Here is a 23359-nt window from a genome sequence, read left to right on the forward strand (position 1 = left end):
AGGGCGGGATGCCAGGGGGAACCGTGTGCGCAGAGGAGCACGTCATGGGCCGGAACGAGGAACGCAGGCACAGGAACGACCCGGGCCCGCTGCCCGGCCGGCCGCTGAAGATGTCCCCCGGGGTCGGTGAACACAGGGGCGCGGACGGCGTCCTCCGCAGGTACCTGGACCCCGGTGCGACGCTCTTCCGCGCGCCGACCGCCCGCAGGGCCGTCAACACCTTCGTACGAGAGCGTGCACAGGACCTCGGGACGGACGGTGCGGACCTCCGTGAGGTCGGCAAGGAGGAAGGGCCGGCGACGCTCAACGTCCGGTACCAGCAGTTCCACCAGAACGTGCCGATCCTCGGAGCCACGCTCCGGATGGTGGCCGACACCGGGCAGGCGGCCGTCGTACAGGTCGAGAACACGACGGAGATCGACGTCTCCGACGCCCCCGACGTGAGCGAGGCCCTGGCGCCCGACGTCGTCGAGAAAGCCGCGCTCTCGCCCTTCGAGGAGGGGTACGAAGCCGCTGTGGTGGTCCGCGACGCCCTCTTCTACCTGCGCGACACGACCAGGCCCCCGCTGCCGGAGACGGACCGCCCCACCGCCTCGGTCGCGTTGTTGAAGAAGGGGAAGAGGCGCCCCGACGGCAAGCTGCACCTCGTCCACGACCTCGTCGTCGAGACCTCCGGTCCGTTCGAACACTTCCGTGTCGTCGTCGACGCCGTCGGCGGGAAGCTCCTCTGGATCGAGGTGGCAGGCCGGTACGTGACGGCGACGCTCAAGGTCTTCGTTCCCGACCCCGTGACGGCGTCGGACGACGACACACTGAGTTCCCTGTCGAGCGACGACGACCTGAAGCCGCACGCCCACGAGGTCCAGGCGGAGATCAAGGAGGCCGACGAAGCCGGGAGGTTCCACCTCGACGGGGACTGGTGCCGCTGCGTGGACTGGGACGCCTCGGGGTTCGCCCAGCCGGAGCCGTCCGAGCCCTCCTTCGTGTTCGACACCCACCCCAAGGACAAGGCGTTCCTGAGCGCGAACGCCTACTACTGGGTCGACTCCTTCGCACGCTATCTCCGTGGCCTGGCCAACCCGACGCTCAACGCCCGCATGGTCCGGGTCGACGTGGACCCCCAGGGAGCCCCTGCCGCCGACAAGAGCGAGTGGATCGGTACGACGGATCCCCCGCGGATGCGCTTCGACATGAAGCTCGTGCCCGGAGCCGCCGACCTCGGCATCATCGTGCACGAATACACGCACGGAGTCGTGCAGTGGCTCCGGCCCGGCGCGACGACCCCCCTGGAGTACGAGCACAGCGTCTGCGACGTCATGGCGGGCATCTACCGGGACCGTTTCAACCAGCAGGGAAACCGGCGGACCGAGCCGTTCCCCTTCGACAACAACCTTCGGGACTCGTGGAGCAAGGACCGGCGGCTCGACCTGACGCAGCGCTTCGACGACCCGGGATTCGCCACCTACGGGCCCGACGTGCGCACCTCCATGCTGGCCTCGGCGCTGTGGCAGTGCTATCTCGGCATGGGCGGGTCGTCGAAGAACGCGACCGTACGGGACAAGGCCGCCGACAAGCTGATCCAGGTGCTTCTCGCGATGGTGCCCCGCCTGGGGACGGACACGCCCCAGAGCAAGGACAACGCCGTCCACATGGCCGACATCTGCGTCGCGGCGGACGCCGAGGTCCACGGCGGTCTGCACAAGAACGTGATGCGCAACGCCTTCGTCCGGCAGGGCCTCTTCGCCAAGCCCAACATCGACGTGTTCATCGCGGACCGGGTGGGCGACACCGGCGCCGTGCCGAGCGGCGGTGACAGCGACCCCTTCTGGACGTCGCCCGACATCTGGGTCCGCCACCAGAGCGACGGTGAGGAGGAACACCAGGAACCGATCATGAATCGGCCGAACAACCTGTACGTACGGGTGCACAACCGCGGTACCGACGACGCGCTGCCGGACAGTTTCACGGTCCAGACGCACCGCTGCGACCCGGGCACCGGCATGACGTGGCCCACTCATTTCAAGGAGATCAGCACGGAGACGATCCACGAACCGATCCCGGCCGGCGGATCGGTACGCGTCGGGCCCTTCGCCTGGACTCCGGTCATCCCCGACCACGAATGCCTGATCGCCATCGTGCACGGCGCGGACGACCCCGCCGTCAACGCCACCACGGGTCCGCCGGTGGCGCACGACAGACTCGTCCGCCTGGACAACAACGTGGGCCAGCGCAACGTGTACCCCAGACCCTCCGTCCTCGGCGGACAGACGACGATGACGATCAAGCTCAACGGCGGGCCGGCGGCGACAGACGGTTCGTGGGAGCTGGACGCCACCGCCATGCCGCCGGACACGCAGATCACCATCCGGACCCTGCGCCGCATCATCGACCCCTCCACCCTCAGCCACATCGAGGTGACCGAGACCGGGGAGGTCCGTTCCACGCTGGTGATGAAGGGCGGCGACACAGCGGTCGTCGACGGGTTCCGGCTCGACGCCGAAGAGAAGGTGGCGGCCGAGGTCACCATCGACTTCGCCCACGAAGCCGTGCACATGCAGCACTACGACCTCGTCACCACCCAGCTCCAGGACCACCAGGTCGCCGGACGCCTGACGATCGAGATCACCGCGGTCAAGGACATGCACGAGTGGTTCTTCGGCAACAAGCACACCCACGAGGTGCACATCGCGACCTGTCCGTTCTGGGAGCAGATCAACCAGACGAGCCTGGTGCCGTTCCCGCGCATAGACCTGGCCACGGCCTACGGCTACAACGGCTGCGCGTACTGCCTCCCGACCTTCGACGACGGCTGACGCGCCGGAGATCGAGCAGCCCGACGCTAGAGCATCCGGTCAACTCCCCGACGCACGCTGGAAAGGGTGACGGCGAGATGGCAGCGACGAGTCCCTTCACGGACGGTCTGATGCTCCGGTACCTACGGCCGGAGAACGTGGAGGCGCTGCTGACCCCTGCCACCGACCCGGAACGCAAGCGCGTGCGGTCGCTGCTGGCCTCCGTATACGACCCCGCCCACCTCGACATCACATCGGTGGATGCCGTCCGTGTCGACCTCACGGAGTTCCAGACCGCCGTCCACGCCTCGGTCGCCGTCCACGGATCATGGGACAAGTCGATCCCCACCACCGAACAGGCCCGCGCCACCGTCGAGATCCCGGCGACGCCACCGGTGCACTGGATCGACATGTCCCTGGAGACCGTGATCGCGGTGAGGGCGGCACCGGCCGGCAGCCTCCTCTCCTCCGTGGAAGCCGAGGCGGCCTGGGCGGCGGGCGCCGGCGCCGGGGCACCACAGGACGAGTTCGAACGCCCCTACACACTCCAGTACGCCGATCCACCCCCCTTCGATCCGACAGCGCCGAGCCGCAACCTGCCCTTGCGGGTGTCGACGCTCTTCTTCGACCGCCTCGACCTCGTCCACGCGCTGCGTCGGCTCAGCCAGGCCAAGCGAGCGGTCGACGCGGCGAGCCCGCAGCCCGAGGTCCACGACGGCGGCGCCCTGCTCGCTTCCAGCGCGTGGCTGGCGGTCTTCCCCGCCGTCGCGACCGACGAACCGTCACAGACGACCGAGCAACTGGTCGGCGATCTGCTGGCGACCCAGGGATTCGTCGCCGCCTTCGAGACGGCCCCCTGAAGTCCCGGCCGGCACCGGCCGCGCCCAGCCCCGGAGACCGGGCGCGCACACGGTGAGGAGCATGCGATGCCGTTCAACTACGTCACCGTCACAGCGAGCAGTGATCTCTTCGCGCCCGCCACCAGAGCCTTCGGGGACATCCTCGTCATCGGCAAGGGAGCCATCGGCAGCGAGAAGTCGGACCCTCGGCCGTTCACCTACCCGGGCGATGCCGCAGAGGCCTACCCCCAGGGAAGGACGAAGCTGACGGAAGCGGCCGCAGCCGCCGCGCAGAGCGCCGTCACCGCAGCGAAGTTCCCGGTCGGCTCCGGCGTCGCGATCGGGAAGGAGGGAGAGGTCGAGGTCCGTAACGTCACCGAGGTCGCCGACGCCACGGGTGCCACGTTCACCCTCACCCTCGACGAGAAGCTGGACAAGGCCCACGCGGCGGAGGACCCCGTCGTCGGCCTCGGCCACAGCGACCTCGCCGCCGCCATCTCGCTGGCCTTCCGGCAGACCCCGCCGCCGACCGTGGTCTGGGGCCTCGCAGTGGACTTCGACAACCCCGTCTGGTCGGACGCGTTCACGGCGGCGACGGACATCCCGGTGCAGATCGTGGTGCTCGCCAACACCCCGCTGAACGAGCAGCCGCCCAGCAACCACCCGGTCGAACTCCTGGCGAACCACGTCACCGCGGTCTCCAACACCGGCGGAGACGGCAACGAGCGCATCGGGGTCGCCATGCTGGACCCGGCGCTGACGCAGGCCGAGCAGATCGCGCTGTGCACAGGAGGGATCAAGAGCAGCCGGATGTTCCTGGTCGCCCACAGGTCGAAGGACGACGTGGCCGCGGCGGTGGCCGGAGTCATCGCGGGCCACGAGCCCCACATCTCGCTCCTGCTCAAGCCGGTCTCCATCAAGATGACCCGGCTCTTCACGGCCACGGAGATCCAGAACTACTACGACAAGTCGATCAACTGGGTGGCGAGCCCCGTGCTGCTCCCCGGCCAGGCCCTGTACCTGGGTGAGGGACTCACCGCCAACCCGAGCGGTGGGAAGAAGTACATCGATGTCGTGCGGACGCTCGACGACATCAGCTTCCGCGTCAAGGCCGCGCTGATCCAGGCCGTCGGCGACCTCCGCATCGACCGCCCCGGCCTGCGCACGGTCGTGACGCTCGTCCAGAGCGTGCTCTCACCGCTGGTGACCCGGGGCGTGATCGAGTCCTACGCCATCCACATCCCCCTGCTGGTCCTCCTGGAACGCGAGCGCGCCACCCTCAGCGCCGACGAGCTCGAACAGATCGGTCAGGGGCGGAGCGGACGGAACGTGGCCATGGAGGTCTCGGTCGTCTACGCGGGCGTGATCCACCAGATCGCCGTCAAGCTGGTTCTCAAGGGTTAAGGAGCGAGGAGATGGCTGAGGTCAAATGGGACACCCGGTTGACGGTGATGCTCGGCACCACGCCGGTCACCCCCATCGACTCCTTCAATCCCACGTTCAACAGTCCGGTGCAGCCCCTGCACTCGTTGGAGGCCGACAACGTGGCCCACGTCGTCCAGCCCAAGGCGTTCACCTTCTCCATGGCGGTGAAGGGGATCGGCCCGTCGGTCGCCAACCTCACCGAGATGGCTCTGACGCACAAGAGCTTCAACATCGGGTTGCAGGAGTCCTCCGGCACCGACTGGACGTTCCAGCAGGTCCTGTTCAGCGAGTGCTACATCACGTCCGCCGCGAGCACCATCGTCATCGACGGCGTACCCACCACCACCTTCAACTGCGTCTGCCTGGAAGTCACGTCCACCACCTGACCGGAGAACGGAGGACCCCATGTCGCACCAGGAAGTCGAGCAGCGGGGCGCGCTGCCCGAGGCCATGGGACCGGAGCCCGCCGTGGTCTCCGGTCCGGGGGCGGAACTCCACTTCCACTTCCCGATCGAGGTCGTGGTGGCGGGAGACAACGCCGAGGAGATCCGCCAGGACCTCGTCTCGGAGGTCTACGAGGCCTTGCACGAGGCCCTGAGCTGACCGCGCGGCCCGGAGTGTTCCCATGCCCACCACGATCACGTGTCACTTCCCCGTCACCGTGAGGATCACGGGGAATCCCTCGCCCGCCGCGCTGGAACGCCTGGGCGAGGTGGTCGAGCAGGCGCTGATCGCACGCCTGGGCTTCGCCCGGGCGAAGGTCGCGGCCGCGGGGTTCCCCGAGATCGTCCCCGCCGAAGTCCCTGACCCCCCGGGGGCGGCGCCGTGAACGCGACCGTCGAGGTCACACCGGTCACCGCCGTGGAGACGGCGGCAGGCGGCGTGGCGTACCGGCGACTGCACCTCCCGACGTCGGTCACCTTCACCGGTGGCGGTGAACGTCTCACCCACGAGGCGCGGTTGGAAGCGCTGCTGCTCCGTGCCGTCGCCCGGGCGATCGAGAAGGACGACCGGAGCGCCGGGATCACCCGCCCCCGGCCGGGGTGGCCATCGGCGGGCGACGGTACGGAGGCCGGCGCGCCGGCGGAGCCCACTCCGAGCGGTCACGCCCACCTCACCTTCGCCATGGCCCTGGCCGCGGCGGACGAGGGAGGGGAGGAAGCCGCGGGAGACGGCGAGGCGGCCGGGGACCAGGTGAGCGGCGGCGCCGGAGACGGGACGGGCGGCAGCGCCCCGGGCGAGAGCCCAGGGGACGGAACGAAGGAGAGCGCGGAACCGGGCGCGCCATCGGCCGACACCCGACGGACCGGGGGGCCGGCCTCCACCGGCACGGACACCAGCGCCTCGGCTGTCACCGCACGCCCCGGCACCAAGAACACCGCCTCCACGGGCAGCGCCCCCACGGACACCACCGCCGCGCCCACCGCTGAACAGACACCACCTCTTCCCGAGGCGCCCGCCCCAGGTATCGCCCCCACCTCTTGGGCGGCGGCCGAAGAGGCGACCGCCGCCACGGAGGGACTCGAGTACGCGAGCGTGCTTGCCAAGAGGGAGAGCTCCGGGAGGGTGACGAGCGTCGCCGTGGTGTCGGATCCACGGGACGAGGTCGTCGAGGGACCGAGCCCGGTCGACGGACGCGCCGTGATGGTCATCGGTGCCACCCAGCTCGTGATGCTCGGCGAGGCGACCCGCTACGCGCGCTCGCGCAGCCTCATCCACGCGGTCCAACTCGGCGACCACCTCTTCGGCGCCCGCTCCTTCGCCGTTCTGCAGGGTTCGTCCGGCACGTCGGAGAGCTTCTACCTGGCGGTGGCCACCGCACCCACCGTCACCGACGAGACCATCGGGCACGAGGTGTCGGCCTGGCAGCTCGCGGGCCAGCGGATCAGCACCTTCACGGGCTTCCGGATCCTGCCCGTCGTCACCACGCTGGACGGTCACCGGTACGAGGTGAACACGCTGTGGACCAAGGAACGCGGCTGGGTGTGGGGGAGCGCGGACGAGGGGAAACGCTGGATCCAGACGAGCAGGTCCACCCAGGAGTTCTGGCTTTCGGCCGAGGAACTGAAGGTCCTCACCTTCCAGGGACTCGACCGCCTGGTGGTCGCCGGTCTGGCCGGGGACCAGGAGGGTCTGGAGAAGGCCGCCACCCAGCTGGGTGAGATGAACGCGAAGGCGTTCGCCCTGGTGGACGAGGAGACGAGAGCGAAGTACCTGGAGATCCTCGTCAAGGCGTGGACGTTCGAGGAGCAGCGGCACGCCATCATCCAGATCATGATCTCGCTGGACGGCCTGGCCCAGTTGCAGGCGGTTCGGGCCCGGTTGATCCAGGCCGGCCTGTACGAGCAGCTCTTCGCCGACATGGGAAGCGACCTCTGGGACCTGCTCACGGCGGTCGGCAGGAAGTTCGGAGACCAGAAGCCGCTGACGGTACGGGAGTTCATCGGACTCGTGGCCGAGGCGCTCAACCTGACGATGCGGCATGACGCCGGGCTGAGCACGAACGTCGGGCAGGAGCAGACCGCCGTGCCCGGTCTCAAGGCGATGATCGAGATCGAGGAGGCCATCAGAGCGGTCATGGGATTCGTCCTGGGGACGCTCGAATCCCTCAAGGTCATGCTGACCCAGCCCGAGAAGATCCTTTCCGGGCTCTGGGAACTCAACAAGCTCACGGTCACCTGCCACATGGCCTTCTACGGTGACCCCGTGTCGACCAGGCACCTGAAGGTCCTGCTGGAGAAGGTCGGCTCCGCGCTCCGCGACGGTCTGCGCGGTGCCGCGGTCTTCGGGGTCGGCGATCGCCTGCTCACGAAGGTCAAGTGGGCGGTGATCATCGAGGCGCTCACCTGGATCTCGGAGATCCAGGCCGCCGTCGAGGCACTGGTCAAGATCCAGAAGGTCGTCGCCGTCCTGCGCTTCCTCAAGGTGCTCAAGGTGTTCGAGGGCGAGAGGATCGCCGCGCGTTTCACCCGGCTGGCCGAGGCGCTCCACGTGGGCAGCACGGTCCTGAACGGGCTCAAGGACGAGCACGCGGTCGTGGACCTGCTGCTCATGTTGTCCGAGGAGGAGGGCATCCGCCTCGGCGCCGTCCTGCAGGAGGTCGACGTTCCCAAGAGCATCCACCTGACAGAGCTGATGGAGCATCCGCGGCTCGGCCCCGTACTCGCCGAACTCAGGCCGAAGGCCGAGGTCCTGCATGTACTGGGCGCCAAGTCGGGTGGTCTCACACCGGAGCTGGCACAGACCTTCGCCCGGCTGACCGGAAAGGAGGGCTTCACGACCGCCGAGGTCGCCAAGGTCGTCGAGGCGCTCCAGGAGGGGGAGGGCACACGGTTCGCCACGATGCTGGAGCGGATCGGCTTCTGCCGGATCGGGGCCCAGGCGCAGGTCAGAGCGGACCTGCTGGCCATGCTGGCCGGGGACAGCCGGCGCATGGAGGCCGTGCACCGGTACGGGATCGCCGTGGTGGGCCAGATGCACGCCCGCTCCGCCGGAAAGGCGGAGGCCTTCGACGCCATGCTCGCGAGACTCGAGAAGATCCGCGCGCAACACGTCGCCGAGGACAAGGCCGTGGAGTTCAGCGAGTTCGTCGACAAGCTCGGCCAGGGGAAGAAGGGGCCCTGGCGGCGGCTCGACCGCCCGGTCACGCCGCCCCGCGTCACGGCGACGGCCGCCGAACGGGCCCCGGTCCTCGGCCGGATCGCGGAACTGCGCAAGCGGTTCCCGAACAAGGCGGTGAAGGACTCGAAGGCGATGCGGAACGCGCTGCGGCAGATCGCCCGGGTGTCCGAGACGGACCCCGCGAAAGCCATGGAACACCTGGAGAAGTTCGAGGACCTGCTCAGGGCCGAGGGAACGGTCGAGGGCCACGTCGCCGAGATCGTGGCGGAGGCGGAGGCGAAGGCGCCCCGTGAGGCCAGGGCCCTGCACCACGAGCCCGACGAGATGCCGGCGCAGCGGCTCAGCCCCCGCGACGGGATCAGGTCGAAGCTCGGGGAGGCAGGGTCGCCCTCGCACGAGCTGAAGGAGTCGATGGAGGCCATCGGCCAGCACCAGGACTACGGGAACCCGGCGCACCATCCCGCCGCGGCGGGGGACCGTCGTGCCGAGGTCCCCAGGGACATCCTCGAGTGGGCGGGCATCAACCCCGCCGACGACCCTCTGAACGGTGTGTACCTGCCCCGGACCTCCATGGATCCGAAGATCATCCCCCAGGGCTGGACGCGCCACGAGGTGATGCACACGGACAACTACTACAAGTGGATGACGAAGGAACTGGTCGCGGCGAGGAAGGAGGGCGGGGCGGACGCGGTGATCCGCAAGATGTCCGAGATCAAGGAGAAACTCCTCCACGGGTTCCACCTGCCTCCTGACACGGGCGTGGCCCATGAGAGCTACGCCGACTGGCTCGCCAGGAACCGGCACGAACTGGACTGGCTGACCGACGCGGAGCAGCTCGAACTGCTGGAGAGAGTGAGGGGCGCGCCGCGCGGGAAGAGGGCGCCCAGGGTGCCCCGGAAGGCGAGTCCGAGGGAGGCGCCGACCACCGAGTCCGCGCCGAAGCCTCGGCCTCCGGAGAAGGCCAGGGCCACGCCCGACGCCAAACCCAAGCCCGAGTCCGGAATGGAGACGAAGCCCCGGACAGAGCCCGAGACAGAACCCGGAGCAAAGTCCAAGGCTGAGCCCAAGGCTGAGACCAGGGTTCAGGTCAGGGTCGAGGTCCAGCCCCAGGCCGAGGTCAGGCCCGCGTCCAAGACCAAGACCAAGGTCAAGCCCGCGTCCAAGACCAAGGTCAAGGACGAGACCAAGGCCAAGACCAAGGACAAGGTGAAGCCCAAGGGCAAGAGCAAGTCCAAGGACAAGACCACGCAGAAGTCCAAGCGCAGGACCGATGCGAAGTCCGAGGCTGAGGCGAAGCGCAGGGCCGAGACCACACCCGAGACCACACCCGGCACCACACGCGAGCCCGAGGCCAAGCGCGCGACCACGACCACGACCACCGAGCGCGAGCCCCTCCCCGAGCCGGAGGCGCGTCAGCGGATCGCGATCGAGGCCGAGCCGGAGCCACCCGCGGCGGCCGGTCCCCGCGTGAGCCTCGAACCCGCACCCACCCGGCGCGCGAAGCGCGGACCGCGCGTCCGCGTCGACCCGACCCCACCCACCCGCGTCGCCCCCGAAGTCGCCGAAGACGTGCTGGGCGAACCGCTGTACGACGTCGAGGACGCTCCGAAGCGGGAACGGAAGAAGAAGCGCGCGCACAGGCAAGGAGGCCACGGGAGATGAGCAGGGAAGGTGGGCGCGGATCATGCCCGCCGGTGTGAACGTTCCCGTCATGATCGGCGCGGTGCCGCTGTTCACGGTCACCAGTCTGTCCCTCAGCGAGGGGTATCAGGTGGCCAGGATCGCCGGCAGTCGGCTCACCCAGCTCGTGGCGCCGACGACGAGAACGATCAACGTGGAGGCCGTACTCGTCGGCAGGACCCGGCTGCTGTCCAAGAAGGGCCTGGAGGCGATGGCGCTCACCTCGCGCGCCCTGGCGGGCTCGACGGCGCCGTTGATGAAGGTGGCCGGGCTGCCGGTCGTGTGCGGGATGACCGTCAGTCTCGACATGCAGATCACCAGCCTGCGCTTCACCCAGTCCAACCAGAAGAGGGACGCCGTGGACGTCACCATCAGCCTCGAACAGGTCCCCCGTTCGAGCCTGACCGCGATGCTCGGGGAAGCCATGGACCTCGCGCTCGCGGCCGGCTCCGCCGCGATCCCCACCGTGAGCAGGACGCGTTCGCCGGAGCGCCAGTTGGGAGGCGGACTGTGAGCGCCGAACCACTCTTCCACCGGCTGCCCGTAGAGCCCGACGCGGGACTCCCGCAGGCCTTTCGCTGCGCGGTCGGCGGGACCACCTACGACTTCGCCCTGTACGCCAACTTCGACGGGGGCGAGGACGACCCTCCCGAGACCCTGTACGACCTCGCGGTCTGGAGCCGCGTGCCCCAGCCGATGGACCCGGGCCGTCAGCCCCTGCCCCCCGGCCACCTGGTGCTCAGGGTGGCCGGTCCCGGCCCGGACGGCCCGCGTGTCCTCCTCCTGCGCAAACTCGTTCCCGAGCCGGACCTCGTCCACCGGGCGGGCCCGCTGGCCATCCGCCTCGTCGAGGCGACGGTGGCCCGCGGCAACCTCAACGGAAGCGGCCACTACGGCTCCCGGATCGTGATCGGGGTGGCACAGCGATGGGCGTGATCCTCTGGTACCAGCTCGACTTCCCGATCCTGCGGCAGAAGATCTCCAACGACGTCCGCAGCGGGTCCGTACTGGCCGACGCCGAGATCGAGGTGACGTACGCGATCGGTGAACCGGGAACGTTCGCGATCACCTTCGTGGACCTGCCACTGCCCGTCCACGAGACGCTGACGACCGAACTCGCGAAGAAGACCGGCCCCGACGGCGGAGTCGACGTCGACATCCACCTCGGATATCTGGACGACCCGTCGGGGCGGGAAGTGGTCCTGAAGGGCAGGGTCGACGAGATCAGGTCGGCGACCCGGTTCCCTCCGCTCGGCATGCGACTCAGCGGGCACGAGGAGGCGGCGTACCGGCTGCTCAACCACACCGATCCGGGCAGCGAACCCTCCAGGGCCGCCCTCTCCAGGGAGAAGACGACGCCCTACGACGCGGCGAAGTACATCGCCGGACTCGCCGGAGTCGAGGTGGTGGGGCCGGAGGACCCCGACGCTCCCGAGCGCCCGATCAACAGGAGGGAGAAGAACTCCTTCGTGCTGCTCAAGGGAATGGCCTCCGACTTCGGTCAGGAGATCCTCGTCCAGGACGGGACGGTCCAGTGCGGGTCGACCCTCAGCCATCCGCCCACCGAGAGCCGGTTCCCCCTCATTCCCCCGGACGCCGTGCTCGCGGCCATGATGCTCGCCGAGGACACTCTCGTCGCTCACGAGACGATGACCGTCGCCCGGCTGGCCGAGTTCAAACCAGCCCAGCTGGAAGCGGTCGGCAGACAGGCCCTGGTCACCGACAAGGCGGATCCCGACAAGGTGGAGCTCTTCGACTTCACGGTGCTGGGTGTCCCCTCCCTGCGAGCCGGGCAGATGGTGGCCGCCGGCGTGAAGGGATACGAGAAGCCGCTCGTCGCCTTCCGGGTTCTCCAGCTGACCCACACCTTCTCCCCGCGGAACGGATACACGTGCACCGGCCGCGCCGTGGAGTTCAGCGCCGTGGGAGGCAACCACCGGCGCAGCGAACTCGCACGGAAGGCGACCCCGCAGTCGATCGCGGACCTGATCACCGGCAAGGCCCAGGAGCGTGCCGTGGCCAAGCCCTCGGTCGACGTGGGCGAGGTCGACAAGGCCGATCCGGACCTGCGGACGGCGAGCGTGCGCGTCGGCCAGCAGCCCGATCACGCGAAGGCGTCGCCCAGCGTGGACGTGCCGGTCAGCGGCGAGACCGGCGAGCGGTACGGCAAGCCCGTCGCCTCACCGTTCGCCTGGCACAACGTCGGTCTGTCGGTCCCGGTGTACCCCGGGATGCGCGCACTGCTCAACCAGGTCAGGGACGACCCCGACGACACCGTGGTGACCGGCTTCCTGTGGGCGAACGACCCCAAGGCGGAGCGCCCCAAGTCCCTTGAGGGCGACTGGTGGCTCTGCCTGCCCACCGAGCTCACCGTCGGCGACGCGCCCAAGCCCACGGGCAAGGGTGTCAACGACCTCATCACCGCGAAGGGCCTCCGGGTCGTGGAGGCGCTCGGGCTGAAGATCGCGATCGGCGAGAAGGAGTGCTCGGAGGTCGGAGCCCGGCCGACCGAAGGGCCGGCCGAAGTCCTCCTGCTCACCCACACGTCGGGGACCACCGTCACGATCGACGCCCAGGGGAAGGTCACCGTCGACGGGGGAGCGCAGGACGTGGTGCTCAAGTCGGGCCACGTGACCCTCACGATCGGTCAGGGAAAGGTGGCGATCAGCTGATGTCCCACGTACTCGTCGCGGGCGCGGTCATCCAGTGCACCCACCAGGGCAGGCTCACCCTCGCGGCGGGCGACCCCCGGGTCACCGTCAAGGGCAGGGGAGTCGTCCTCGCCGGGAAGGAGAACGGCCTGGTGTTCGGCTCGGCCGCCACCCCCGTACCGGGCATGCTCTCCCCCTGCACTGCGACCACCCCCGCCGGAACGCCCCAGCCCTGCGCCATCACCCCGGCGACCCCCGACGGATGGTCGAGGAAGCTGACCGTCGGCGGCACCCCGGTCCTGCTGGCCACGGCCTCCGGGGTCACCGTGAGCGGAATGGGTGCCGGCCGGTGGACGGTGGCGGACCCCGGCCAAGCCGTCTTGGAGACCCTCTGATGACCGAGAACGAACCGCTGGGACCGCGCGACGGCCGCCCCGTCGCCGGCGCTGAGGCCGGGGGTCGACCACCGCGTGACGGCCGCTCCGTCGCCGGTGCCGAGGCCGGGGGTCGGCCACCGCGTGACGGCCACCCCGCCGCCGGTCCTGAGGCCGGGGGCCAGACAGGAGACTCCCTGCGGGCCGGGCCCTCACCTCCCGTCGCCGCCCCGGCACCCGCCTTCCGCTTCACGTCGGGCGGATCGGAACTGGCCGCCGCCGTACGCCCGTACCTGTCCGGCGACGGCCCGCGCGAAGGCGCCCCGAGCCTCGGCCGCAGCCTCGCCCTGGACGAGGGCGACCTCGTCCTCGACGGACGCTCCCACGACCTCGCCCTCGTGGTCGGCGCCGAGGCCCTGGGCCAGGCGCTGGAGCTCGGCGTCGCCACCCAGACGGGCAGCGACCGGCTCAACACCCGGTTCGGCTTCGACCGCCTGGCCATCAGCGCCTACGCCGACGATCTGCTCACCCGCAAGCAGTTCCTCACGATGGAACTCGTCCGCTGCCTCAGCTCGGACCTCCGGGTCACCGACGTGCGCGAAGTGTTCTTCGACGACGACCCGCGCTATCGGGAGCTGACGCCCGGTCTCGACGACGAGACCCACCGCCGGGAGGTCGCCGCCGCGCACGCGGCACGCGTCTACGCGGTCTACGCCATCGTCGAAACCGTCGCGAACACGACTCTCTCCCTCCGAGCAAGGGGAACCCCATGACCTCCGAGGAACGGTACGGCGTCGCCGCGGACGGGTTCGTCGTCAAGGGCATCGACCGGATCGTCGCGGACCAGCAGACCCGCGCCCGCGCCATGTTCGGCGACGACGTCGACCTCACGTCGGGCAGCGCCCTGCGCAAGGTCCTGGACGCCGCGGCCTTCGACACCCACGAGCTGTGGCGGGCTCTCGAATCCCAGTACTACGGCACCTTCATCACCACCGCCCAGGGCCCCAGTCTCGACCTGCTGGGCTGCGACCTCGGCCTGCGCCGCCGCGAACTGCGCGCCCGCGGCCCCGTCTTCCTCGCGATCGCGAAGGAGGAGGCCGGTCGCCGATACGCTCTCCCGCGGGGCACGGTCCTCGTGACGGAACCCGAGGCCGACGGGTCCGTCCTGGCCTTCCGGAGCACACGGGCCGCCGTCCTCTCCACGGAGCAGAAGAGCGCCACCGTCGACGTCGAGGCCGTCGTGCGCGGTGACGCCGGGAACATCTCGGCCGGCCGGAAGCTGCGACTCGACCCCGAATGGGCCCGGCACAACCTCACCATGGGCGCCGCCGAGGTCGAGGCCGTCGCACAGCAGACCTTCCACGACGGTGACGTCGGCGAGTCCGACGCCGTCTACCGGGCCCGTCTGCTCGGCGTCCCCCGCACCGTGTGGACCCAGGAAGCGCTCCTCGCCCAGGTGCTCGACGTGAACGGTGTCCGGGACGCGGCGATCTTCGACCCGCTCGGCGGCGTCGAGGCCACCCGTCGCACCTTCGGAACCTTCCGCTTCGGCAGCCGCGCCTTCTCCGGAGACCGTCGGACCGGCTCCCCCTACTTCTTCGACATCGTCGTCGCCGCCGAGCCCGGCTGGCCGTGGCACAGCGGCGAGTCGCTCGTCCCCGGCGTGTACGACGACGTGCTCGACGTCGTCAAGCAGTGGCGGCCGGTGTCGATCTTCCCCGACATCCTGGCGGCCAACCAGGTCGACGTCGGGATGCGCGCCACCCTCGTCATCGAGGCGGGCCACGACGAGGAAGCGGTCAAAGGCGCGATCCTCGACGCCGTACGGACCTCGGTCGACCGCCTCCGGCTCGGCCACGGCGTGCTCCACTCCGACATCGTCCTCAGCGCCCGCACCGCCGCGGGTGTGGTGGACGTGCAGAACCTGCGGCTCCGCCGCTTCGCTCCCGCCTTCGGCCAGACCTACTACGGCGGCGGCACCTACGGCGGCTCCCAGGAACTGTCCGTGGGCGAGAACCTGCGCCTCGCCCCCGACGAGATCGCCCGCTTCTCCGTGGACACCTCCATGGCCGACCTCCAGGTCGTGATCACATGAACACGACACGATCCTGTGGGCGTCCCCGCTTCCCCGACCCGCTGCCGGGCGGCGCCCTCACCGTCATGCGGGACGCCCTCCCCGCCCCGTACGACCGGGGCATGGAGCGCATGACCGTTCCGCTCGGCACCCCGGGTGCCGGCGACCCGGACATCCCCGTCCCGCTCTACGACTTCGACCGGTACGAGCACTTCTACGGCCGGCAGCCCGCCTCCCCCCGGTACCTCCTCGCCCCCCTGCGGGACCTCACCAGCCCCCTCACCGTCCGGGTCTCGTTCACCCGGCACGAGGACGCGCCCGCGGAGCACGTCGACGTGTCGTTCCCCGCGGGCCATCCGGCCGGACGCGCCCTGACGGTCCCGATCCCCGGCCACGCCGCCGACATCACCGATCGGCTGCGGCTCGAAAGCCTCGCCCCCGTCGCCCCCGCCCGCGGCTTCGGGACCGTGAAGTGGGAGGTCACCGCCCTCCTGGGGATCCTGGCCAAACTGCTCTGGATCATCGGCGCGGAACACGAGCTCGTCGCCGAACACCTGCGGGACGTGACGGCCCAGCGGAACACCGAGACCGCCCACGGCGTCAGCCTGGACCTCCTCGGCCTCGACCTGGGCGCCCCCCGCTTCCCGCCCCGGCCCCACACCGTGGACGGCGCCACGGTCGCGCTCTTCCACCTCGACGACGTCCCCCCGCCCGACGAGGACGGGATACCGGATCCCCACGCGGACGTGAGCACCGTCGTCGACGCCGCCGCACCCGACCGCCCGGGGCACAACAACGGCGCCGACGCCGGCCGGACGGGCCGCTTCGCGCACGCCTTCGGCTTCGGCTACGGCACGGACGAGAGCTTCATCGGCGTCGACGACGCTCCGGCCTTCGACCTCCCGGCCACCGCCCCCTTCGCCGTCGAAGCGATCGTGCGGCCGGACCGGGCCACCACGACCGGAGCGGTGGTCGCCAAACGCGAGAAGCTCAACACCCGCGAGGACAAGGGCTGGGCCCTGACCGTGGGCACCTTCCGCGGCATCGACCGCAACCTCCGCTTCTCCCTCTCCGACGGCAGCGTGAACGTCGAACTGTTCGCCGACCGCGACCTCGGGGACGGAGCCTTCCACCACATCGCCGGCGCGCTCGCCCGCGCGGGAGACACCTCCACCGTCCGGCTCCACCTCGACGGAGACGAGGTGGCCCGCCACGTCACCGCCACCCCCCTCGGCGCGCTGACCACCCCCGCCCCACTCCTGATCGGACGGGGAACGGAGGCCCGGGCCGACGGGGACACCACCGCGCAGTTCACCGGTCTGATCGAGGAGGTACGGGTCTCCAGCGCGGCCCGCGACGCCTTCGACCCGGTGACCGGCGAGGCCGACGAGCAGTACCGTCGCCGACTCCGGATCTTCCACCGTTGGCTCCTGCCCACCCCCGACCGGCTCCAGGCCGCGGTGAACACGGCCGCCGGAGCACTCGCCGTCGCCCCGGGGGACACCGAGCCCTTCGTCGTGCGTGAACGGAGCAGGACCGTGGCCACCGGCCGACTGACCCTGCGCGTCCTTCCGAAAACGCTCCTGGTGAGCCAGTCCGTCACCGCCGAGGGCGAATTCGGCACGTCCGAGGAGGCCGCCGTCGGCACCGCCGCCCGCGACGAGCCCGACTTCGACCCCGCCTGGCTGATCAGCCGGCCGGACCAGCCCGGCCTGACGTTCGCGGACGGCGGCGACAGCCACCGGATGCAACTCGTCGTCAGCCGCGCCCTGGACGCCCTCCTCCTCCGCCTCGCCGGCCCGGACCACCCGGCCGGCGCCGACCCGGCGGATCCGGGCGGCACGGCCACCGGCACCCTGCACGTACTCAAGGCGTACGACGCCTCATCCACCGGCCCGCACGGAGTCGGGCGCGCCCTGCTCCTCACCCACACGCCGTCCGTCAGCCCCGACCGCCTCGGAGCGCTCGCCCACGCGGCCGGCTTCGGCTGGGTCCACCACACCCGGGACGGCCACATCCTCGCCGCCCAGCCGCGCGGCGAGGCCTTCCGCGTCACCACGGCCACCACGGACGATTCCCCCGGCCCACCGGACGTCACGGAAGGCGGTGAGCTCGTCCTCGGCACGGAGCCCGACCCCTCCCGGTTCGGCGACGCCGAGATCCGGTGGTCCATCCTCCGCTCCGGAGCCGGCGACGCCGTCTTCCGGCCGCGCGCGCCAGGAGTCCTGCACGCCCGCGCCGCCGGAGACATCTCGGTCCGCGTCGAGGTCGTGCGCCGCGGCCACGTCGGCAGTGGCACCCGCCGGATCCGGATCGGCCTGTCCGACGACTCCCTCAGGGCAGGACAGAGCATCAGCGGCACCGGTCGCCTCGGCGCCGGCGAGACGGCCGCCGCGGGCCCGCCCACCCGGGACTTCGACCCGGGCACGCTGTGGGTACGCACCGACGACCTCGGCATCCCGCCGAGCCCCGTCACGTACGGCCCCGAGCCCGGGAGCCGGATGATGCAACGCGTCGCGTCCGACGCCCTCGACCGGCTGCTCGACCTTCTCGCGGACACACCGGGCAAGCTCCTGGTGCTCCGGTCGTACCTCCCGGAGCCCGACGACGAACCGCGCCCGGACGAACCGCGCCCGGATGAACCGCCCCCGGACGAGCCCGCGGAACCCGCCCCCGACCCGGACGCCGCCCTGCATGCCCAGGGCCGGGCCCTGCGACTCGGTCACTCCGAGCTGACCGCCCCGGCCCTCGCGGCCCGGGCCTTCGCTGCGGGATTCGACCACGTCCGGATCGACCCGCCCCCTCCCACCGACCCGGACGGACCGGAGACCGTACGCGTCGCGGTCGCCGCCGGCGAGCAGCTCCAGGTGACCCGCCCGGGCGAGGCCGACACCGGAATGCCCGGCCCGGTCGAGGTCGACGAGGGCGAGTCCGTCGTGGTCGAGGTCACCCCCGCCGCCGAACCCGGCGCGGCCTGCTTCGCCACGGACGGCTCACACGTCTACCTCACCGAGCCGGGCACCCACCGCGTCGCCTCCTTCGCCGTCGAGGCGGATCCCCCACGTCCCGCCCCCCGGATCCGCCGGGACACCGTACGCAGGGTGGACCCCTTCCCCGGAGCCCTCGCCTTCGGCGGCGGACATCTCTTCGCGGCGCACGAACGGCTCGACCGCGTCGCGGTCCTCGACCCGTCGACCCTGTCCCCGGCCGCCGCACCACCGCAGATCGCCTGCTCCCTCCCGACAGCCCTCGCGACGGACGCCGACCGGCTCTACGTCGGCTGCGGCGACCAGACCCTCCGCGCCTTCGCCCTGACGACCGGCGCCCCCTCGATCCCGCTGGAACTGCCCGCCGCCCCGAGGGCCCTCGTGGTCGCCGCCGGCAGCCCCTCCCTGTACGCGGTCCTGGACGACGGCCACTGGTGCCGCGTGGAACGCTCGCCACTGTCCCTGCGCGAGAACGTCGACACCCACGACCCGGAAGCCCACTCCGCCGCCGTCACGCCGGACGGGAAGAAGCTGTACGTGATCTGCCCCGGAGCGGGCCCGGACGGCGCCGGAGTCCTCCGGGTCTACCGGCCGCCGGCCGGGACACCGGACGTCGAGATCGGCGGATTCCCCGCCGGAGCCGCGCCGACGGCGCTGAGCCTCAGCGGCGACGGGAAGCTGCTGTACGTGGCGACCGAGGGTTCCCCCACGTCGGTCGGCCGGGTGCACCTCGTCGACGTCGCCTCCGATGTCCTCCTTCCGCAGGTCTTCAGCCCGGGCCGAGGCGGTACCGCCCTCGCCGCGAGCCCCTCCGGTGCCCCGTACCCGCCCTGCCTGGTCATGGCCCCGCGCCACGGCGGCACCGTGCTCCTCGCCGATCCCGCACCACTGCGCGCGAACCCACCCGGCCCCCCGCGGCTCGACACCGAACTCCCACTGGGTGCCGGCACGGGCGAGCTGCTCGCATGGTCGTCCACCCCCGACGGCCACGGCACCGCCGAACCGGCCACACCCGACGCCCCGGTCTGCGCGTTCGCCGGCCGCACGCCCGGGTACGTCACGATCCGCGCCACCTACCTCCCCGCCGAGGGGCTACGGCCCTACCAGTGCGAGGTCCGGCTCAAGGAGGCCCTGGAGTCGAACCCCGACGCGGTCGTCACCAAGGAGCAGTACGACCTGATCCTCAACGTCCTCAACTGGTTCCACCCTGTCGGCGTGGAGTGCCGTACGGACCGCCTGCGGTCGCTGGCCGGTCTCGATCCGGAGGAGACGCAACGGCAGAGCCTGTACACCTTCCCCACCTATCACGTCGCGGATCCGTTCTCGTCGCCCTTCATCCACCTTCGCAAGGACAACCGCCATGATTGAGATCTACCGGCCGCAGTTCACCCACAAGGACTGGATCGACAACCAGGACCGTGTCCAGGCGGGTGGCGAGGAGGGACTCAACCACCGTTTCCACCGACTGGAGGAGGAGTTCGCCGGGCTGGCCAGGAACCAGATCAACCCGATGCTCGCGGTGTTGGGGACGGCGACGAGACATCTCACGCTCGTCCCCGCCCTCATCGGCTACACCGACGCCGAGGTCGAGGTGCCCGCTTGGGCGCAGGCCGTCGACATGGTGGAGAAGCCGGCGGGCGAGGAGGAGGCGCACGGCTTCATGAACGTCCTGCTGCCGGACGGTGTTCGGGTGCGGTCCCTGCTGATGACCGGAGCCAATCTGTCCAACGAGGGGACGCTGACGGTGGCCCTCAAGGGCCGGAAGATCGACAACGGCGATGTGGCCAAGACCCTGGTGAGCACGACGACACTGGACGTCGCTGTCGAGCCGGAGGGAGAGGCGGAGGTCGAGAACGCGTCGCACCGCTACTTCCTGACGGTCGATGTGGAGGAGGCGGAGGCGAGCGCGAGGGTCCAGGTGTTCTGTATCCGGATCCTCTACCAGTGAGCGTCCGCAACATCCCTCGGTTCATCGGGAGAGGAGACGACCATGCCCACGCCGAATCCGCTCAGAGGACATGACGGAAACCCCAGTGGTTTCGATCCGCAGGCGCGCAAGTTCGGTGTGTGGGGAGAGGCCGGAGAGGGGCATGGCGTCATCGGCAGCAGCGGGAAGACCGGCACGGAGGAGGACCCGATCGGTGGTGTGTTCGGCATCCACAAGCAGTCCGGCGGCGTGGGAGTCGTGGGTGAGGCCCCCCACCCCCTCGGGGGCACGGGAGTCGTCGGTCTCAGCACCGCCGGGGCCGGTGTGTCGGGCCGCAGCAAGGGAACCATCGCCGGGTTGGTGGGCACCGGCGGCAAAGGCCCGGGCGTGGAAGGCACGAGTGACGAAGCCGCGGGAGTGACGGGCAAGGGCGGGCCCGGGCGCCCCGGCGTGACCGGTACCGGCGGCGACGGTCCCGGAGTGGAGGGCTTGAGTACGGACGGCGCGGGCGTGTCCGGCAGCGCCACCGGATCCGGCGCGGGCGTGTCCGGCAGGGCTACCGGATCCGGCGCGGGACTGCTCGGGTCCTCGGCCGACGGCCCCGGCGTCTCCGGCTCGGTCACGGGCTCCGGCCCGGGGGTCACCGGCACCGGTGTCACGGGCCCCGGGGTCCACGGAAACAGCGCCGAGGGCGACGGCGTCACGGGCACGGGCGGTGCCACGGGAGCCGGTGTCGTCGGTACCGCCACCGCCGGAGCGGGACTCTCGGGCAAGAGCGAGACCGGTCCGGGCCTCCTCGCGGAGGGCGGCGGCACCGCGGCGGGCGTCGAGGGCACGGCGGCGGCCGGACCGGGCGTGTCCGGCACCAGCACCGACGGCCCCGGCGTCTCGGGCGTCAGCACGAAGGGCGACGGCGTCACCGGCGAAGGGAGGGGCCGGGGCGCGGGCGTCTCGGGCACCGGAGGCGAGGGACCGGGCGTCTCGGGCACCAGCACCAGCGGGGTCGGCCTCCGTGGCACGGGAGGAGGGGCCTCCGCCGGTGTGGAGGGCGTCGGCTCGTCCGGTGTGGGGGTGCACGGCACGAGCACGCGGGGCGCCGGGGTCTCCGGCGACAGTACGGAGGGCGTGGGCGTCACCGGGAAGGGCGGTCCTACGAGCGCGGGCGTGGAGGGAGCGGGCGAAACGGGTCCCGGCGTCTCCGGCACCAGCGAGCAGGGCATCGGTGTCCACGGAACCGGCGGCGCGGGAAGGCCCGGAGTCCTCGGCCAGGGCAACGGTGGCCCCGGCCTCAAGGGCACCAGTACCAGCGGAGCGGGCGTCTTCGCGGAGAGCACCACCGGCGCGGGGGTGACGGCGTCGAGCAAGGAGGGCACGGGCGTCTCGAGTACCAGCAGCAGGGGCGTGGGGGTGTCCGGCACGGGGGGCGGCACGAGTCCCGGCGTCCGGGGCACCGGAGACGGCGGGCCCGGTCTGTCCGGTTCGAGCGCCAAGGACGTCGGGGTGCTCGGCAAGGGCGGTGGCGGGAACGCCGGCGTCAAGGGCGAGGTCACCTTCGGTCCGGGCGTCCTCGGCAAGAGTGTCCAGGGCATCGGAGTGAGGGCCGAGGGAGCGACCGGCCTGTATGCGACGGGGGCGTCGCGAGCCGCGTTCCTGGAAGGCGATGTCGTGATCACCGGGACGGTGTTCGACGGCGCGAGCCTCATGCGGATCGACCACCCGGTCCAGCCCGAGGAACGGTTCCTCGTCCACGCGGCGGTCGAGTCCTCCGAGCTGAAGAACGTCTACGACGGCTCGGCCGTCCTCGACGAGAACGGCCGGGCCACGGTCGAACTTCCCGAGTGGTTCGAGTCGTTGAACGAGTCCTTCCGCTACCAGCTCACCGCCGTCGGCGCCCCGGCCCCCGACCTGCACGTCAGCCGTCCCCTCACGGACCACACCTTCGAGATAGCGGGCGGGGGAGCGGGGTTGGACGTCTGCTGGCAGATCACCGGCGTCCGCTGTGACAACTGGGCCCGTGCCCACCCGCTGATCGCCGACCGGAGCAAGTCCGCGGAGGAGAAGGGCTTCCTGGTGCACCCCGACCTGATCGGCCGGCCGGCGGACCGGGGCCTCTCCGCACTCGTCACCCCCGCCGCCGCGCCGGACCCCGCGCCCGGCGAGGTCTCCCGGGGCGGCGCGCGGCGCGGTCAGACGATCGACAGGACACCCCGCTAATCGCCCGACCCAGGCTTCGAACGAGCGGGACGGACCGCGAACCGTTCGGGCCGGGGGCCCCGGCGCAGCGCCGCCACGCGGTAGCCGAACTCGCCACGCGTGTCGCTGCCGGCGGTCGAACGAACGGTGAATCCCGCGGTCGTCCGGTCCGTCACGTACAGACCGCTCGGCGCCCCGTACTCCGTGAGGAAGACGTGGTACGGGGCGTCCTCGGTGACCGCGACGAACTCCGGGTCGAGGGTGACCCGGGCGTGGCCGTCGACGAGCTCACCGAAGCCGAGGTCCTCGAACCAGCTCTCCGGGGCCTCCACCGCGTAGAGGAGCCGGCGCGTACCGTCGTCCATGCGCAGCGCGAGGCTCTTGTTCCCTTCCACTTCGAAGTCGCCGGTGACGCGAACGTCCCCTTCGAAGAAGCCGGCGAGACCGTTGTTCGAAACGCCCCACACACCGAAGGCCGTCGGGCCGGTGAGGGCTTCGCCCTTCACACCGACGCCGTTGTTGCTCGTCGACGAGCCGAGCACCCCCGGCCTGGCCTCGCCCCTGCCCGTCCCGACGACACCGCTCCCGGACTGTTCGCAGGCCGCCACGAGTCCGGTCTCACGGCCGCTGATCCGGGCACCCGTGGTGAAGGTGCCGGTTTGGGTCTCGAAGCCCACTTGGGCGGGCCCGACGGCCGTCCACTTGTCGCCGTTCGCCACGATCGACCTCCGTATCGCCGAGGGGGTGTGCCTGCACAGGGACCACGTATAACCCGGCCGCCGGGCCGACCCGGCCC

At 71.0% G+C, this 23359-nt stretch carries 17 protein-coding genes; 16 read left to right on the top strand and 1 reads right to left on the bottom strand.

From position 1 onward, the window contains the following. The first annotated feature begins 44 nt into the window (after positions 1 to 44). The 16 genes from ACRRSS_RS17010 to ACRRSS_RS17085 all read left to right on the top strand — a co-directional run bounded on the left by ACRRSS_RS17010 (position 45) and on the right by ACRRSS_RS17085 (position 22584). Positions 45 to 2813 (top strand): hypothetical protein, encoded by a 2769-nt coding sequence (locus ACRRSS_RS17010; RefSeq protein WP_435971986.1) that lies wholly within the window; start codon positions 45 to 47, stop codon positions 2811 to 2813. 77 nt (positions 2814 to 2890) lie between these two features. Further along, positions 2891 to 3652: a hypothetical protein gene (locus ACRRSS_RS17015; RefSeq protein WP_435971987.1), complete on the top strand. Its 762-nt coding sequence runs from the start codon at positions 2891 to 2893 to the stop codon at positions 3650 to 3652. Positions 3653 to 3718: 66 nt separating this feature from the next. Then, positions 3719 to 5035 carry a hypothetical protein gene (locus ACRRSS_RS17020; protein WP_435971988.1) on the top strand — a complete coding sequence of 439 codons (1317 nt, stop codon included), beginning with the start codon at positions 3719 to 3721 and terminating at the stop codon, positions 5033 to 5035. A gap of 11 nt (positions 5036 to 5046) precedes the next feature. Next, positions 5047 to 5442, top strand: coding sequence for a hypothetical protein (locus ACRRSS_RS17025; RefSeq protein ID WP_351896206.1), 396 nt, complete (start codon positions 5047 to 5049; stop codon positions 5440 to 5442). 19 nt (positions 5443 to 5461) lie between these two features. Then, positions 5462 to 5659 (top strand): hypothetical protein, encoded by a 198-nt coding sequence (locus tag ACRRSS_RS17030; RefSeq protein WP_435971989.1) that lies wholly within the window; start codon positions 5462 to 5464, stop codon positions 5657 to 5659. Positions 5660 to 5681: 22 nt separating this feature from the next. Further along, positions 5682 to 5885, top strand: coding sequence for a hypothetical protein (locus tag ACRRSS_RS17035; RefSeq protein ID WP_435971990.1), 204 nt, complete (start codon positions 5682 to 5684; stop codon positions 5883 to 5885). Beyond that, positions 5882 to 10339, top strand: a complete 4458-nt coding sequence (locus ACRRSS_RS17040) for an AHH domain-containing protein (RefSeq protein ID WP_435971991.1) — start codon at positions 5882 to 5884, stop codon at positions 10337 to 10339. Before ACRRSS_RS17035 ends, ACRRSS_RS17040 begins: the two co-directional genes overlap by 4 nt. 22 nt (positions 10340 to 10361) lie before the next feature. Next, the gene (locus tag ACRRSS_RS17045) at positions 10362 to 10871 is read left to right on the top strand and encodes a hypothetical protein (protein WP_435971992.1); all 510 of its coding nucleotides are present in this window, start codon (positions 10362 to 10364) and stop codon (positions 10869 to 10871) included. Further along, on the top strand, positions 10868 to 11293 hold the full coding sequence (locus ACRRSS_RS17050) for a hypothetical protein (RefSeq protein WP_435971993.1): 426 nt from the start codon (positions 10868 to 10870) through the stop codon (positions 11291 to 11293). Before ACRRSS_RS17045 ends, ACRRSS_RS17050 begins: the two co-directional genes overlap by 4 nt. Then, positions 11284 to 13029: a hypothetical protein gene (locus ACRRSS_RS17055; RefSeq protein WP_435971994.1), complete on the top strand. Its 1746-nt coding sequence runs from the start codon at positions 11284 to 11286 to the stop codon at positions 13027 to 13029. Before ACRRSS_RS17050 ends, ACRRSS_RS17055 begins: the two co-directional genes overlap by 10 nt. Continuing rightward, a complete protein-coding gene (locus ACRRSS_RS17060; RefSeq protein WP_435971995.1) occupies positions 13029 to 13403 on the top strand; it encodes a hypothetical protein in 375 nt (124 codons plus the stop codon). The genes ACRRSS_RS17055 and ACRRSS_RS17060 overlap by 1 nt, the downstream gene beginning before the upstream one ends. Beyond that, positions 13403 to 14155, top strand: coding sequence for a hypothetical protein (locus tag ACRRSS_RS17065; protein ID WP_435971996.1), 753 nt, complete (start codon positions 13403 to 13405; stop codon positions 14153 to 14155). The genes ACRRSS_RS17060 and ACRRSS_RS17065 overlap by 1 nt, the downstream gene beginning before the upstream one ends. Continuing rightward, positions 14152 to 15477: a baseplate J/gp47 family protein gene (locus ACRRSS_RS17070; RefSeq protein ID WP_435971997.1), complete on the top strand. Its 1326-nt coding sequence runs from the start codon at positions 14152 to 14154 to the stop codon at positions 15475 to 15477. The genes ACRRSS_RS17065 and ACRRSS_RS17070 overlap by 4 nt, the downstream gene beginning before the upstream one ends. Further along, positions 15474 to 19811, top strand: a complete 4338-nt coding sequence (locus tag ACRRSS_RS17075) for a LamG-like jellyroll fold domain-containing protein (RefSeq protein ID WP_435971998.1) — start codon at positions 15474 to 15476, stop codon at positions 19809 to 19811. The genes ACRRSS_RS17070 and ACRRSS_RS17075 overlap by 4 nt, the downstream gene beginning before the upstream one ends. Continuing rightward, positions 19804 to 20391, top strand: coding sequence for a hypothetical protein (locus tag ACRRSS_RS17080; protein ID WP_435971999.1), 588 nt, complete (start codon positions 19804 to 19806; stop codon positions 20389 to 20391). The genes ACRRSS_RS17075 and ACRRSS_RS17080 overlap by 8 nt, the downstream gene beginning before the upstream one ends. 42 nt (positions 20392 to 20433) lie before the next feature. Continuing rightward, positions 20434 to 22584 carry a beta strand repeat-containing protein gene (locus ACRRSS_RS17085; RefSeq protein ID WP_435972000.1) on the top strand — a complete coding sequence of 717 codons (2151 nt, stop codon included), beginning with the start codon at positions 20434 to 20436 and terminating at the stop codon, positions 22582 to 22584. On the opposite strand, the gene ACRRSS_RS17090 is transcribed toward ACRRSS_RS17085, so the two are convergent. Continuing rightward, entirely contained in the window at positions 22581 to 23282 is a 702-nt protein-coding gene (locus tag ACRRSS_RS17090) for a hypothetical protein (RefSeq protein ID WP_435972001.1), read from the bottom strand. The genes ACRRSS_RS17085 and ACRRSS_RS17090 overlap by 4 nt on opposite strands. Between the last annotated feature and the right edge of the window lie 77 nt (positions 23283 to 23359).

The sequence above is a fragment of the Streptomyces sp. Qhu_M48 genome (assembly GCF_051305195.1).
Classification (GTDB): domain Bacteria; phylum Actinomycetota; class Actinomycetes; order Streptomycetales; family Streptomycetaceae; genus Streptomyces.

What these genes read in the sequence shown, in the direction of transcription:
- ACRRSS_RS17030 (WP_435971989.1), top strand. Translation starts at nt 5,462, where the DNA reads ATGTCGCACCAGGAAGTCGAGCAGCGGGGCGCGCTGCCCGAGGCCATG.
- ACRRSS_RS17020 (WP_435971988.1), top strand. Translation starts at nt 3,719, where the DNA reads ATGCCGTTCAACTACGTCACCGTCACAGCGAGCAGTGATCTCTTCGCG.
- ACRRSS_RS17065 (WP_435971996.1), top strand. Translation starts at nt 13,403, where the DNA reads ATGACCGAGAACGAACCGCTGGGACCGCGCGACGGCCGCCCCGTCGCC.
- ACRRSS_RS17045 (WP_435971992.1), top strand. Translation starts at nt 10,362, where the DNA reads ATGCCCGCCGGTGTGAACGTTCCCGTCATGATCGGCGCGGTGCCGCTG.
- ACRRSS_RS17015 (WP_435971987.1), top strand. Translation starts at nt 2,891, where the DNA reads ATGGCAGCGACGAGTCCCTTCACGGACGGTCTGATGCTCCGGTACCTA.
- ACRRSS_RS17070 (WP_435971997.1), top strand. Translation starts at nt 14,152, where the DNA reads ATGACCTCCGAGGAACGGTACGGCGTCGCCGCGGACGGGTTCGTCGTC.
- ACRRSS_RS17035 (WP_435971990.1), top strand. Translation starts at nt 5,682, where the DNA reads ATGCCCACCACGATCACGTGTCACTTCCCCGTCACCGTGAGGATCACG.
- ACRRSS_RS17080 (WP_435971999.1), top strand. Translation starts at nt 19,804, where the DNA reads ATGATTGAGATCTACCGGCCGCAGTTCACCCACAAGGACTGGATCGAC.
- ACRRSS_RS17055 (WP_435971994.1), top strand. Translation starts at nt 11,284, where the DNA reads ATGGGCGTGATCCTCTGGTACCAGCTCGACTTCCCGATCCTGCGGCAG.
- ACRRSS_RS17025 (WP_351896206.1), top strand. Translation starts at nt 5,047, where the DNA reads ATGGCTGAGGTCAAATGGGACACCCGGTTGACGGTGATGCTCGGCACC.
- ACRRSS_RS17060 (WP_435971995.1), top strand. Translation starts at nt 13,029, where the DNA reads ATGTCCCACGTACTCGTCGCGGGCGCGGTCATCCAGTGCACCCACCAG.
- ACRRSS_RS17010 (WP_435971986.1), top strand. Translation starts at nt 45, where the DNA reads ATGGGCCGGAACGAGGAACGCAGGCACAGGAACGACCCGGGCCCGCTG.
- ACRRSS_RS17085 (WP_435972000.1), top strand. Translation starts at nt 20,434, where the DNA reads ATGCCCACGCCGAATCCGCTCAGAGGACATGACGGAAACCCCAGTGGT.
- ACRRSS_RS17075 (WP_435971998.1), top strand. Translation starts at nt 15,474, where the DNA reads ATGAACACGACACGATCCTGTGGGCGTCCCCGCTTCCCCGACCCGCTG.